9 protein-coding genes are annotated in these 12,843 nt (G+C 55.0%); 6 read left to right on the top strand and 3 right to left on the bottom strand.

Going from position 1 to position 12,843, the window contains the following annotated elements:
- Positions 1 to 18 precede the first annotated feature (18 nt).
- A complete protein-coding gene (gene rstB / locus RDN66_RS00950) occupies positions 19 to 1,320 on the top strand; it encodes a two-component system sensor histidine kinase RstB (RefSeq protein ID WP_202215765.1) in 1,302 nt (433 codons plus the stop codon).
- Positions 1,321 to 1,406: 86 nt separating this feature from the next.
- Positions 1,407 to 2,339 carry a DNA replication terminus site-binding protein gene (gene tus / locus RDN66_RS00945; protein WP_035897085.1) on the top strand — a complete coding sequence of 311 codons (933 nt, stop codon included), beginning with the start codon at positions 1,407 to 1,409 and terminating at the stop codon, positions 2,337 to 2,339.
- Here tus and fumC read toward each other — a convergent pair.
- Positions 2,336 to 3,739: a class II fumarate hydratase gene (gene fumC / locus RDN66_RS00940; protein WP_035897084.1), complete on the bottom strand. Its 1,404-nt coding sequence runs from the start codon at positions 3,737 to 3,739 to the stop codon at positions 2,336 to 2,338. The genes tus and fumC overlap by 4 nt on opposite strands.
- Before the next feature lie 105 nt (positions 3,740 to 3,844).
- Positions 3,845 to 5,491, bottom strand: coding sequence for a class I fumarate hydratase FumA (gene fumA / locus RDN66_RS00935; RefSeq protein WP_035897082.1), 1,647 nt, complete (start codon positions 5,489 to 5,491; stop codon positions 3,845 to 3,847).
- A gap of 199 nt (positions 5,492 to 5,690) precedes the next feature.
- Here fumA and manA point away from each other — a divergent pair, with 199 nt between their 5' ends.
- Both manA and RDN66_RS00925 read left to right on the top strand, forming a co-directional pair.
- Positions 5,691 to 6,869: a mannose-6-phosphate isomerase gene (gene manA, locus RDN66_RS00930; protein ID WP_202215768.1), complete on the top strand. Its 1,179-nt coding sequence runs from the start codon at positions 5,691 to 5,693 to the stop codon at positions 6,867 to 6,869.
- 99 nt (positions 6,870 to 6,968) lie between these two features.
- Positions 6,969 to 8,480 carry a YdgA family protein gene (locus tag RDN66_RS00925; RefSeq protein WP_202215769.1) on the top strand — a complete coding sequence of 504 codons (1,512 nt, stop codon included), beginning with the start codon at positions 6,969 to 6,971 and terminating at the stop codon, positions 8,478 to 8,480.
- A 136-nt stretch (positions 8,481 to 8,616) separates the two neighbouring features.
- Here the strand turns inward: RDN66_RS00925 and RDN66_RS00920 are convergent, their stop codons facing one another.
- Positions 8,617 to 9,645 carry a Mal regulon transcriptional regulator MalI gene (locus RDN66_RS00920; protein WP_123650406.1) on the bottom strand — a complete coding sequence of 343 codons (1,029 nt, stop codon included), beginning with the start codon at positions 9,643 to 9,645 and terminating at the stop codon, positions 8,617 to 8,619.
- Between the two features lie 177 nt (positions 9,646 to 9,822).
- Here RDN66_RS00920 and malX point away from each other — a divergent pair, with 177 nt between their 5' ends.
- Both malX and RDN66_RS00910 read left to right on the top strand, forming a co-directional pair.
- Positions 9,823 to 11,415, top strand: a complete 1,593-nt coding sequence (gene malX / locus RDN66_RS00915) for a maltose/glucose-specific PTS transporter subunit IIBC (RefSeq protein WP_115074198.1) — start codon at positions 9,823 to 9,825, stop codon at positions 11,413 to 11,415.
- Between the two features lie 65 nt (positions 11,416 to 11,480).
- Positions 11,481 to 12,653 carry a MalY/PatB family protein gene (locus RDN66_RS00910; protein WP_202215770.1) on the top strand — a complete coding sequence of 391 codons (1,173 nt, stop codon included), beginning with the start codon at positions 11,481 to 11,483 and terminating at the stop codon, positions 12,651 to 12,653.
- Positions 12,654 to 12,843 lie beyond the last annotated feature (190 nt).

Raw genomic sequence — 12,843 nt, 5'->3', positions numbered from 1 at the left:
AACGTTCGGTGATTTTTCATGAAAAAACTGTTTGTGCAGTTTTACCTTTTACTGTTTGTCTGCTTTCTGGTCATGACCATGCTGGTTGGGCTGGTCTATAAGTTCACCGCCGAACGTGCTGGCCGCCAATCGCTCGACGATTTGATGAAAAGCTCTCTGTATCTGATGCGCAGCGAACTGCGAGAAATTCCACCGCGCAACTGGAGCAAAACGCTGAACGAACTGGATCTCAACCTGTCGTTCGACTTGCGCATTGAGCCGCTCAGCAAGTTTCAGTTGGCTGAAAGCTCCATGCAGCATCTGCGGGCGGGCGATATTGTGGCGCTCGACGATCAGTACACCTTTATTCAGCGCATTCCGCGCAGCCACTACGTGCTGGCCGTCGGGCCGGTACCCTATCTGTACTTTATGCATGAAATGCGGCTGCTTGATATCGCTCTCATGGCGTTTATTGCTATTTCACTCGCCTTTCCTGTCCTTATCTGGATGCGTCCCCACTGGCAGGACATGCTACGACTAGAAAGTGCGGCCCAGCGCTTTGGTGAAGGTCATTTAGGCGAACGCATTCACTTTGACAGTATGTCCAGCTTCGAGCGTCTTGGGGTCGCCTTTAACCAGATGGCTGATAACATCAATGCGCTCATTGCCAGCAAAAAGCAGTTGATTGACGGTATCGCCCACGAACTGCGTACGCCGCTGGTGCGTCTCCGCTATCGCCTGGAGATGAGTGAAAACCTGACCGAGGCCGAATCGCTGGCGCTCAACCGCGATATCGGGCAGCTTGAAGCGCTGATCGAAGAGCTGCTGACCTACGCCCGCCTTGACCGCCCACAGACCGAACTCTCTCTGACATCCCCAGACCTGCCGCAGTGGATCACCGCGCACGTTGAAGATGTTCAGGCCGTCAACCCGCAGCGTGAAGTCACCGTCAATCAGATAACACCAGGGGATTACGGCGCGCTGGATATGCGCCTGATGGAGCGCGTGCTGGATAATTTGATTAATAACGCCATGCGCTACAGCCAGTCGCAGATTCAGGTCAACCTGACGCGCAATGGCAGCCTGGCGTGTCTTCAGGTCGATGATGACGGCCCTGGCATTGCTGAAGGTGAGCGCGAGCGCGTATTTGAGCCGTTTGTTCGTCTCGACCCTAGCCGTGACCGGGCCACCGGCGGCTGTGGTTTAGGGCTGGCCATCGTTCACTCAATCGCCGTAGCGATGGGCGGACAGGCGCACTGCGACGTCAGCCCGTTGGGCGGTGCCCGATTCAGCCTGACATGGCCTATCTACCACCACATTTCCCTGCCCGCGGCTAGCTGACCGCGGTTTGCACGGTGCCTGATTCTGGCTTATAGTTAGCAGCATGAATAGTATGTTGTAACTAATTAAGATGCGGAGAGCAAACCATGGCCAGCTACGACCTCGTGGAGCGGTTAACTGACACCTTTCGTCAGATAGAACACCATCTGCTGGAGCTGCGCGATGAACTCTCCGACTGCCGCCTGCTCACCGCGCGAATATTTGAACTACCGGAAGTGAAAAAAACGGCCGAGCACGCCCCGCTCTCCCAGATTCAGGTCGTTCAGCATCTGGGGCAAACCGCCTTTGAAATGGCGCTGAAGCATTTTAACCATCTGTTTATTCAGCAGCAGTCTGAGAATCTCAGCAGCAAGGCTGCGGTGCGTCTTCCCGGCGCTATCTGCCTGCAGGCAACGACCGAACAGCATGAAGCGCTCATTGCTCGCGTGCAGCACATCAATACGTTAAAGACGACGCTGGAACAGATAATCACCGTCGATTCCGGCCTGCCGCCAGTGGCGCGTTTCGAATGGGTGCACCGCTATATTCCCGGTTTGATTACCCTCAACGCCTACCGTTCACTCACCCTGCTCTCCGACCCAAGCACCATTCGTTTTGGCTGGGCGAACAAACATATCATCAAGAACTTAACTCGCGATGAGGTGCTGGCGCAGTTGGAAAAAAGCCTGAAATCTCCGCGCGCGGTACCGCCTTGGACTCGGGAACAATGGCAATCGAGGCTGGAGCGAGAATACCAGGATATTGCCGCGCTGCCGCAGCAGGCGAAGTTGAAAATTAAGCGCCCGGTGAAGGTTCAGCCGATTGCACGCGTGTGGTACGCGGGTGAGCAAAAACAGGTGCAGTACGCCTGCCCCGGCCCGCTGATTGCGGTGATTTCCGGGCGCAACGGCGTTAGCGTGCCGGATCTTGGCGAACTGCTGAACTACGATGCCGATAACGTACAGCACCGGCACAAGCCGGAAGCGCAGCCGCTTAAACTCATGATTGAGCGGCTGCACCTGTGGCTAGCACCGGATTAAGCGCCGCTGACCTGACTGCCGACCATCTCTTCTGGCCGTACCCAGCGGTCAAACTCTTCGGCGCTGAGATAGCCTAACGCCAGCGCCGCGTTCTTCAACGTCAGCCCCTCTTTATGCGCTTTCTTGGCAATCTCCGCCGCTTTGTCGTAGCCGATGTGGGTGTTCAGCGCCGTCACCAGCATTAGCGACTCATTAAGCAACTGATCGATACGTTCACGATTAGGCTCAATTCCCACCGCGCAGTGTTCGTTAAAGCTCTCCATGCCGTCAGCCAGCAGGCGCACGGACTGCAACACGTTGTGGATAATCATCGGGCGATAAACGTTAAGCTCGAAGTTGCCGGACGCGCCGCCCATATTGACCGCCACATCATTACCCATCACCTGGCAGCACAGCATGGTCATCGCTTCACACTGGGTCGGGTTTACTTTACCCGGCATGATGGAAGAACCCGGTTCATTTTCCGGAATGGATAGCTCGCCGATGCCGCAGCGCGGGCCGGAGGCCAGCCAACGCACGTCGTTGGCAATTTTCATCAGCGATGCCGCCAAGCTTTTCAGCGCGCCGTGCGTATGCACCAGCGCATCGCAGGTGGCTAATGCTTCAAATTTATTCGGCGCGGTGATAAATGGCTGCCCGGTCAACGATGCCAGTTCTTTGGCCACGCGAACCGCATATTCCGGGTGGGTATTTAACCCTGTTCCTACCGCGGTGCCGCCTAAGGCTAACTCGCTCAGGTGCGGCAGGCTGTGCTCAAGGTGGCGACGATTGTGCTCCAGCATCGCCACCCAGCCGGAAAACTCCTGGCCCAGCGTCAGCGGCGTGGCGTCCTGTAGGTGGGTGCGGCCAATTTTGACGATGTCACGGAAGCTTTCCGATTTCTGGCGTAGCGTCTCCTGCAAAACCGCGAGCTGCGGTAGCAGATGCTCGCGTAACGCAATCATTGCCGCCACGTGCATCGCCGTGGGGAAGACGTCGTTCGAGCTTTGGCTTTTGTTCACGTCATCATTCGGGTGAACCTTACGCGACATGCCGCGCTCGCCGCCGAGCAGTTCGCTGGCGCGGTTAGCCAGCACCTCATTCATGTTCATATTGCTTTGGGTGCCGGAGCCGGTCTGCCAGATAGCCAGCGGAAACTCATCAGGATGCTGATCTTTCAGGACTTCATCGGCGGCCGCCATAATGGCATCGGCCTTTTCAGCCGCTAACAGACCTAAATCCAGGTTAACCTTAGCTGCCGCGCGCTTGGTCAGCGCCAGGGCATAAATCAGCGAAAGCGGCATTTTCTCGGTGGAGATACGAAAATGCTCCAGTGAGCGCTGGGTTTGCGCGCCCCACAGTTTGTCAGCGGGAACCTCAATCGGCCCCATAGAATCGCTTTCGCGGCGTGACGTTGTCATTACCTTCTCCTTGAATTCAAAGTGATTGTGAAGTGACATTGCTCTTGCGAAAAAGATAAGTATGGACGGAGAAACAAAAACCGCCCCGAAGGGCGGCAAAAGAGATTACTTCACGCAGCGGGCGCACTGCGACGCCTGAATCTGCTGGAAGAAGTCGTTGCCTTTGTCATCCACCAGGATAAACGCCGGGAAGTCTTCCACTTCAATTTTCCAGATAGCTTCCATACCCAGCTCCGGGTATTCCACGCATTCCAGACTCTTAATACTGCTTTGCGCCAGTACCGCCGCCGGGCCACCGATGCTGCCGAGGTAGAAGCCGCCGTGCTTATGGCAGGCGTCGGTCACCTGCTGGCTACGGTTGCCTTTCGCAAGCATGATCATGCTACCGCCTTCCGCCTGCAGTTGGTCGACGTAGGAGTCCATACGCCCCGCGGTGGTTGGGCCAAGGGAACCAGAGGCATAGCCTTCCGGCGTTTTCGCCGGGCCTGCGTAGTAGATCGGGTGATCTTTAATGTACTGCGGCAGCCCTTCGCCTTTGTCCATGCGCTCTTTCAGCTTGGCGTGCGCAATATCGCGACCCACGATGATAGTACCGCTCAACGACAGGCGCGTAGAGACCGGGTACTGGGACAGCTGCTTAAGGATGTCGCTCATCGGACGGTTCAGGTCAACCTTCACCGCTTCGCCTTCGCCCGCTTTACGCAGCGACTCCGGAATGTATTTGCCTGGGTTGTTTTCCAGTTTCTCAATCCAGATGCCGTGGCGGTTGATTTTGGCCTTGATGTTACGGTCAGCAGAGCAGGAAACGCCCATCCCGACCGGGCAGGACGCGCCGTGACGCGGCAGACGCACCACGCGGATATCGTGAGCGAAGTATTTGCCGCCGAACTGCGCGCCTAGCCCTAAATTCTGAGCTTCGACCAGCAGCTCTTTTTCAAGCTCGACGTCGCGGAATGCCTGGCCGTGCTCGTTACCTTCGGTTGGCAGACCGTCGTAGTACTTGGTCGACGCCAGCTTAACGGTTTTCAGCGTGGCTTCTGCCGAGGTACCGCCTATCACAAAGGCAATGTGGTACGGCGGGCAAGCCGCGGTGCCGAGGGTACGCATCTTCTCAACCAGGTAATTTTTCAGTTTGGCTGGGGTAATCAGCGCTTTGGTTTCCTGATAGAGGTAGGTTTTGTTCGCTGAGCCACCGCCTTTGGCGATGCACAGGAACTTATATTCGTCGCCATCGACGCTGTAGAGGTCAATCTGCGCAGGCAGGTTGGTGCCGGTGTTGACCTCTTTGTACATATCCAGCGGGGCGTTCTGCGAGTAACGCAGGTTATCTTCGATAAACGTGTCGTAGACGCCGCGAGCCAGGGCCGCTTCATCGCCACCGCCGGTCCAGACGCGCTGGCCTTTTTTACCCATGATGATCGCGGTGCCGGTGTCCTGACAAGTTGGCAGGATGCCTTTCGCTGCGATATCTGAGTTACGCAGGAACTGCAGCGCCACGTACTTATCGTTTTCGCTGGCTTCCGGGTCGTTCAGAATATCGGCCACCTGCTGCTGGTGGGCGGGGCGAAGCATGAAGGAAGCATCGTGGAAGGCGTGTTTAGCAAGAAGCGTCAACGCTTGCGGGGCAACTTTGAGGACTTCCTGACCTTCAAATTCTGCGACGGAAACGTAGTCGTTGCTTAACAGGTAATACTCGGTCTCATCCTTCTCTAACGGAAAAGGATCCTGATAATAGAAAGGTTTATTCGACATTGTACTCTCACTTACTGCTTTGATGATGTTATGAAGGGCAGTCTTTCCATTTGCCCAGGTTAAAAGCGAGTTACCCTATCGTACACAATTTTTTAACAAAAACTGAGACAAGTACGACTTTTTATTTCTACGGCATACGGCAGCGCATTTTTTTGCTTTAATACGACCCAAAGAATCCACATTGAAACAGGGCTTGATAATGCAAAAACTCATCAACTCAGTGCAAAACTATGCCTGGGGTAGCAAAACTGCGTTAACGGAACTCTACGGAATGGCCAATCCTGACGGTCTGCCAATGGCTGAACTCTGGATGGGCGCGCACCCGAAGAGCAGCTCAAAGATTACCGACAGCCACGGTGCCGTGCAGTCGCTACGCGACGTTATCGATGCCGATAAGACCGCGCTGCTGGGCGCTAACGTTGCCGCCCGTTTTGGCGAATTACCTTACCTGTTCAAGGTGCTTTGCGCCGCACAACCGCTCTCTATTCAGGTCCATCCGAGCAAAAAAGCAGCGGAAGTGGGTTTTGCGAAAGAAAACGCCGCCGGGATCCCTCTGGATGCCGCAGAGCGTAACTACAAAGATCCAAACCACAAGCCGGAGCTGGTATTTGCGCTGACGCCGTTCCTGGCAATGAACGCTTTCCGCGAATTTGCGGAAATCGCTACGCTTTTGCAGCCGGTTGTGGCTGCCAATCCGCTTATCGGTGAGTTTATCGCCCAGCCAAACGGCGAACGTCTGAGCGCGCTGTTCGCGGGCCTGCTGAATATGCAGGGTGATGAAAAAGCGCAGGCGCTGAAGGTGCTGCGCACGGCGCTGGAAACCCAGCAGGGTCTTGCCTGGGATGCTATTCGCCTGATTGCCGAATTCTATCCGGATGACAGCGGCCTCTTCTCTCCGCTGCTGCTCAACATCGTTCAGCTCAATCCGGGTGATGCGATGTTCCTGTACGCTGAAACCCCGCACGCTTATCTGCGCGGTACCGGCCTTGAAGTGATGGCAAACTCCGATAACGTACTGCGTGCGGGTCTGACGCCGAAGTATATTGATATTCCGGAACTGGTCGCTAACGTCAAATTCATCGCAAAACCGGCTAATGAGCTGCTGACCCAGCCTGAGCTGCGCGGCGATGAAATGGACTTCCCGATCCCGGTTGAAGATTTTGCTTTCTCCCTGCACGCTCTGGGCAACAACGCTGCCACATTGACTCAGGACGGTGCCGCCATTCTGTTCTGTGTTGACGGCGAGTCTGTACTTAGCAAAAACGACCAGCGCCTGGTGTTAAAACCGGGTGAATCTGCCTTTGTTGCGGCGAATGAATCACCGATTCAAGTCAGCGGTAACGGTCGTTTAGCGCGTGTATATAATAAGTTAAAGTAAATACTGAAGTTTCAGGACAGGCTTGCTACTCTTTTGCATAGCCTTATGACTCGACCAGGCGGCTTTCCCGCCTGGTTTCATTTTTATGGATAAAATACTATGAAAAAAACGCTGGTTGCCGCAGGTATTATTGTCGCTTTAGGGGTGGTCTGGACAGGTGGAGCCTGGTACACGGGCAAACAACTGGAATCGCATATTGCGGATATGGTCTCTCAGGCGAACGCCCAGCTTAAGCTGAGCGCACCGGAAGCCGGTCTTGAGATTAGTTATCAGGACTACCAGCGTGGTGTTTTCAGCAGCCAACTGAAAATGGTGGTGAAGCCGCTGGCCGGCGCTGAAAATTCATGGTTAAAAGCAGGTCAGAGCGTGATTCTGGATGAGTCCGTTAGTCACGGTCCTATCCCACTGGCGTCGCTCAAATCCTTCAACCTTGCCCCAGCGATGGCAAGCGTGAACACCGTACTGGTTAACAATGAAGTGACTAAGCCGCTGTTCGACCTCGCCAAAGGGCAATCCCCGTTTGATATCAACACCCGCATCAGCTACAACGGCGACACAGAGTCCGCCATTGCGCTCAAACCGCTGGATTATGAGAAAGATGCCGAGAAGGTCACCTTTAGCGGCGGCGATTTCGTACTCTCTGCGGATAGCCAGGGCAGCTTGGTGTCGCTGACCGGTGAAGCCAAAAGCGGCCAGGTCAATGCGGTTAACGAATACAATCAGAAAGTTCAGTTCATCTTCAACGGCCTGAAAACCGACGGCTCCAGCAAGCTGACCTCGTTTGATGAGCGCATCGGCGATCAGACTCTCTCCCTGGAGCGCCTCGCGGTCTCTGTTGAAGGTAAAGATCTGGCCGAGTTAACCGGTATGCGTATTGCCGGGAAGTCCGCCCTGACGCCTGACGGTAAAAAAATTAACAGCCAGCTCGATTACACGCTGAATAACCTCAAGCTGCAGAATCAAGATTTCGGCAGCGGGCAGCTGACGCTGAAGGTTGACGGTATCGACGGCGTGGCAATGCATCAGTTCAGCCAGCAGTATCAGGCACAGACCCAGGCGCTGATGGCGCAGCCGGATCTGGCGCAAAACCCTGAACTGTATCAGCAAAAAGCGGTCGACGCGCTGTTCAGCACTCTGCCGATTCTGCTGAAAGGCGACCCAGTTGTGACACTGTCACCGTTGAGCTGGAAAAATGCCAAAGGTGAAAGCTCGCTGAACCTCTCTCTGGCACTGAAAGACCCGGCACAGGCCACTGGAGAGGCAACCACGCTGGCGCAGCAGGTCGACCGCGGCGTGAAATCGCTGGACGCTAAACTGTCTATTCCAATGGATATGGCAACCGAGCTGATGAGTCAGGTCGCGCGTCTGGAAGGCTATCAGCAGGAAGATGCTACCAAATTAGCCACACAGCAGGTTCAGGGTCTGGCGGCGATGGGGCAGATGTTCCGTCTCACCACCACTCAGGACAACGCGATCAGCAGCAGCCTGCAGTACGCAGATGGGCAGGTGACGCTGAACGGGCAGAAAATGCCGCTGGAAGATTTTGTCGGGATGTTCGGTATGGCGGGCCTGGCCCAGCCGGAAGAACCCGCAACCATTCCTGCACCATAATCAAAAAAAGCGCCTTTTCAGGCGCTTTTTTATTACCGTAATCGGTGGTTTCATGCCCGACAGCGCTACGCTTATCAGGCATGACGTATAACGTAGCCCGGCCAAGCATCGCGACGCCGGGAACGTGCTCAGTACCCTATTTCCTCGCCACCAGCCGCGGCGGCATAATCAGGTTTCTGGCCGCCCCTTGCCCGGTATCAATGCGCTGTAAAATCCGCTCGGCAACGCTTTGCCCCATCTCGCGCGCAGGCGTGGTAACCCAGGTCAGCGGCACATCGTCCAGCGCCTTTTCCGGCACATCGGCAAAAGCCGCCAACGCCACGCGCTGTTCAAAATAGCTCTCAACGCTGTCTTCACCGCTCTGCTTACCAGCCCGCATCAGGCCAAACCACGCGCCCATGGCAATCACGCTGTTGTAGCACAGCACGGCGCTAATCGTCGGGTTGTGCCGCAGCAAGCCGGTAATCGCTTCCGACGCCTGCTTCTGACTGGTCTCGCACTCCAGCACCCATTCGCTATGGAACGGCAGACCGTACTTGATAAGCGTAGAACAGTAGCCTCCGACCCGTTCCGCGCGAGTCAAGGATGAGCTTTGCCCACCGAGCCAGGCAATGCGCTGATGGCCCCGACGAATCAGATGTTCGGTCACCAGTTGCGCCGCCTGCATATTGTCCGGGCGAATAATATCAACTTCATCGAGGTAGCTGGCGCGAGAAGCGAACACCAATGGCGTTTCGGACTCTGCCGCTTTGGCCCGCAGTTCAGCGGCCTGGTCGACCGAACCGGCGATCACCACGCCGTCAACGCCCTGCGACACCAACGCATCGAAACGTTGCAGCATCTGCTCGCCCCGCTTTCCGCCCTGGGTCAGAAACACCATTTTACCCTGAGACTCGAGAGCGGCGGTCATTCCCGCCGTGAGCTCGGCATAAAACGGCGACGAGAGATCGCCGACAATCAGGCCAATCACTCCCGTCTGCCCGCCGCGCAATGAGACGGCCTGACGGTTGCGCACAAACCCAAGTTGGTCGATAGCCTGGTAAACGCGCTCACCCGTCGCGGAAGAGATTCGCCCTTTACCGCTGAGAACCAGCGAGACGGTACTGACGGACACACCGGCCGCCAGTGCAACATCGTTAATGGTGACTTTTTTTGCAATCGCCATGGTTCCAGCGGGGCTCCTTTTGCTCAAGAGATAAAACGTTTTATCAATACATGTACTTTATAAACCTTATTATCACTTGCTTTTGTGATTTGTTTCTCACTAAAAAATGGTAAAACGTTTTATCTTCCTGTCCCAAGATTGTTAGAAACCCTTTTTTCAGGATTAAGGAGTCGTTTCATGACGGCGAATACCGCACCAAAAGTCACCCTCTGGGAATTTTTCCAGCAGCTTGGCAAAACCTTTATGCTGCCGGTTGCCCTGCTTTCCTTCTGCGGGATCATGCTCGGAATCGGCAGTTCGCTAAGCAGCCATGATGTCACCACGCTGCTGCCGTGGCTTGATACGCCGTTCCTGCAAGCCGTCTTTATCTGGATGAGCAAAGTCGGCTCCTTCGCGTTTAGCTTCCTGCCGGTGATGTTCTGTATCGCCATTCCTCTGGGGCTGGCTCGCGATAACAAAGGCGTTGCGGCTTTTGCCGGTTTCGTAGGCTACGCGGTGATGAACCTGGCCGTTAACTTCTGGCTGACCGCCAAAGGTATCCTGCCAACCACCGACGCGGCGATTCTGAAAGCCAATAATATTCAGAACATTATCGGTATTCAGTCCATCGATACCGGTATCCTCGGCGCGGTTATCTGCGGGATTATCGTCTGGATGCTGCACGAGCGTTTCCACACTATTCGCCTGCCAGATGCGCTGGCTTTCTTCGGCGGCACCCGTTTTGTACCGATTATCACCACCGTCGTGCTGGGCCTGGTTGGTCTGGTGATCCCGCTGGTATGGCCGGTATTTGCTCTGGGGATTAAAGCGCTGGGTCAGGTTATTAACGGCGCCGGTGATTTCGGCCCGATGATCTTCGGTACCGGTGAACGTCTGCTCCTGCCATTTGGTCTACAGCATATTCTGGTGGCGCTGATTCGCTTTACCGAAGCGGGCGGCACCATGGACGTCTGCGGCCACGACGTCAGCGGCGCACTGACCATCTTCCAGGCGCAGCTAAGCTGTCCGACCACCCACGGCTTCTCCGAAAGCGCTACCCGCTTCCTGTCTCAGGGCAAAATGCCGGCCTTCCTCGGCGGCCTGCCGGGTGCAGCATTGGCGATGTACCACTGTGCTCGTCCAGAAAACCGTCATAAAATTAAAGGCCTGCTGATTTCTGGCGTGATCGCCTGCGTCGTGGGCGGCACCACGGAACCACTGGAATTCCTGTTCCTGTTCGTTGCACCGGTGCTGTACGCTATCCATGCGCTGTTGACTGGCCTGGGCTTCACCATGATGGCGGTACTGGGCGTCACCATCGGTAACACCGACGGTAATATTATCGATTTCGTGGTGTTCGGTATCCTGCACGGTCTGTCGACCAAATGGTATCTGGTGCCAGTTGTCGCTGCGGTTTGGTTTGCGGTTTACTACGCCATTTTCCGCTTCGCTATCGTGCGCTTTAACATCAAAACGCCGGGCCGTGATGTAGATACCACGCCTGCAGCAGAACAGACCACCAGCGGCGTGACCGGGAAGTCCGGCTACAATGTGCCGGTTATCCTGCAGGCCCTGGGTGGCGCAGAGAATATTTCCTCTCTTGATAACTGCATTACTCGTTTGCGTCTGTCCGTTAATGACATGGATAAAGTAGATGTCGATACGCTGAAAGCCAACCGCGCCATTGGGGTGGTAAAGCTGAACCAGCATAATCTCCAGGTGGTTATTGGCCCACAGGTTCAGTCGGTAAAAGACGAATTGTCGGTACTGATGAACTCCGTGCAAGCGTAAAGCCCTTTGCCCCTGTGCATAACAGGGGCAAAATAGCCCAATCTTCCCTTCGTTAGGATCTCCACATGTTTGATTTTTCAACGGTGATTGACCGACACGGCACCTGGTGCACCCAATGGGACTATGTTGCCGACCGCTTTGGCGACGCCGACCTGCTGCCATTTACTATCTCTGATATGGACTTCGCTACCGCGCCCTGCATCCTGGACGCGTTGAGCAAACGGCTTTCCCACGGCGTGTTTGGCTATAGCCGCTGGAAAAACGATGAGTTTCTTCCTGCCATCGCCCACTGGTACGCCCACCGTTTTCACGCGGTGATTGATACCAACACGCTGGTTTACGGCCCATCGGTTATCTATATGGTGGCCGAGATGATTCGCCAATGGTCCGCTCCCGGAGACGGGATCGTGGTGCATACGCCTGCCTATGACGCGTTCTTTAAAACTATCGAAGGTAATCAACGCCGCGTGGTTGGCGTTCCGATGGATAAACAAGACGGTCAGTGGTTCTGCAATATGGACAAACTGGAAGCGGCACTTGCCGAACCGCAGAACACCGTGCTGCTGCTGTGTAGCCCACAAAACCCGACCGGCAAAGTCTGGACCCGTGATGAACTCGAAACCATGGCGGCACTATGTGAAAAACATAACGTGCGCGTCATTAGCGATGAAATTCACATGGATATGACCTGGCAGGGCCACGCGCATATTCCGTGGAGCGAAGTAGCTCGCGGCGAGTGGGCGCTGTTCACCTCAGGGTCAAAGAGCTTCAATATTCCGGCATTCACCGGCGCATACGGCATGATTGTTGGGGACACGGCACGCGAAGCCTATCTTACGGCGCTAAAAAACCGTGATGGCCTCTCTTCACCTTCTGTACCCGCGCTGGTCGCTCATATTGCTGCCTACGAGCACGGGGAAACCTGGCTGGATGCACTGCGCGATTATTTGCAGGAAAATATGCGTTATATCGAGCAGACGCTGAATACCGCCTTCCCGGAATTAAAGTGGGCGATGCCACAAGCAACCTATCTGGCGTGGATTGATTTACGCCCGCTGAGTATTGACGATCGTGAACTACAGGACGTGTTAATTAAGCAGCAGAAGGTCGCCATTATGCCGGGTTATACCTACGGCGAAGAAGGCAACGGCTTTATTCGTCTGAATGCGGGATGCCCGCGCGTGAAGCTGGAACAAGGCGTCGAACGGCTGATCGCGGCAATTCGTACCCTGCGTTAACCGCTATTGCGCAATACCGCCAGGCATTGCGCAAGATTTTTCTACTAGTTATCAATTGTAAATATCAGATCAGTTCATTCACATTTCTTAGACATAGCACGATTACTCACTCTAAGATTATTCCCAACCTCTATTCTCCGCGCCGTTATTATCCCACCCCGAAAATTATTAATATTTAGCGAGTTTTAAA

The sequence above is a fragment of the uncultured Kluyvera sp. genome (genome assembly GCF_902485085.1).
In the GTDB taxonomy this organism is placed as follows: domain Bacteria; phylum Pseudomonadota; class Gammaproteobacteria; order Enterobacterales; family Enterobacteriaceae; genus Kluyvera; species Kluyvera ascorbata.
Note: the sequence above shows the minus strand (reverse complement) of the source record. Positions and strands in the feature narration are given on the sequence as shown.

Coding starts and splice junctions, on each gene's coding strand:
- fumA (WP_035897082.1), bottom strand. CDS start 5,491: ATGTCGAATAAACCTTTCTATTATCAGGATCCTTTTCCGTTAGAGAAG.
- tus (WP_035897085.1), top strand. CDS start 1,407: ATGGCCAGCTACGACCTCGTGGAGCGGTTAACTGACACCTTTCGTCAG.
- RDN66_RS00925 (WP_202215769.1), top strand. CDS start 6,969: ATGAAAAAAACGCTGGTTGCCGCAGGTATTATTGTCGCTTTAGGGGTG.
- rstB (WP_202215765.1), top strand. CDS start 19: ATGAAAAAACTGTTTGTGCAGTTTTACCTTTTACTGTTTGTCTGCTTT.
- malX (WP_115074198.1), top strand. CDS start 9,823: ATGACGGCGAATACCGCACCAAAAGTCACCCTCTGGGAATTTTTCCAG.
- RDN66_RS00920 (WP_123650406.1), bottom strand. CDS start 9,645: ATGGCGATTGCAAAAAAAGTCACCATTAACGATGTTGCACTGGCGGCC.
- fumC (WP_035897084.1), bottom strand. CDS start 3,739: ATGACAACGTCACGCCGCGAAAGCGATTCTATGGGGCCGATTGAGGTT.
- manA (WP_202215768.1), top strand. CDS start 5,691: ATGCAAAAACTCATCAACTCAGTGCAAAACTATGCCTGGGGTAGCAAA.
- RDN66_RS00910 (WP_202215770.1), top strand. CDS start 11,481: ATGTTTGATTTTTCAACGGTGATTGACCGACACGGCACCTGGTGCACC.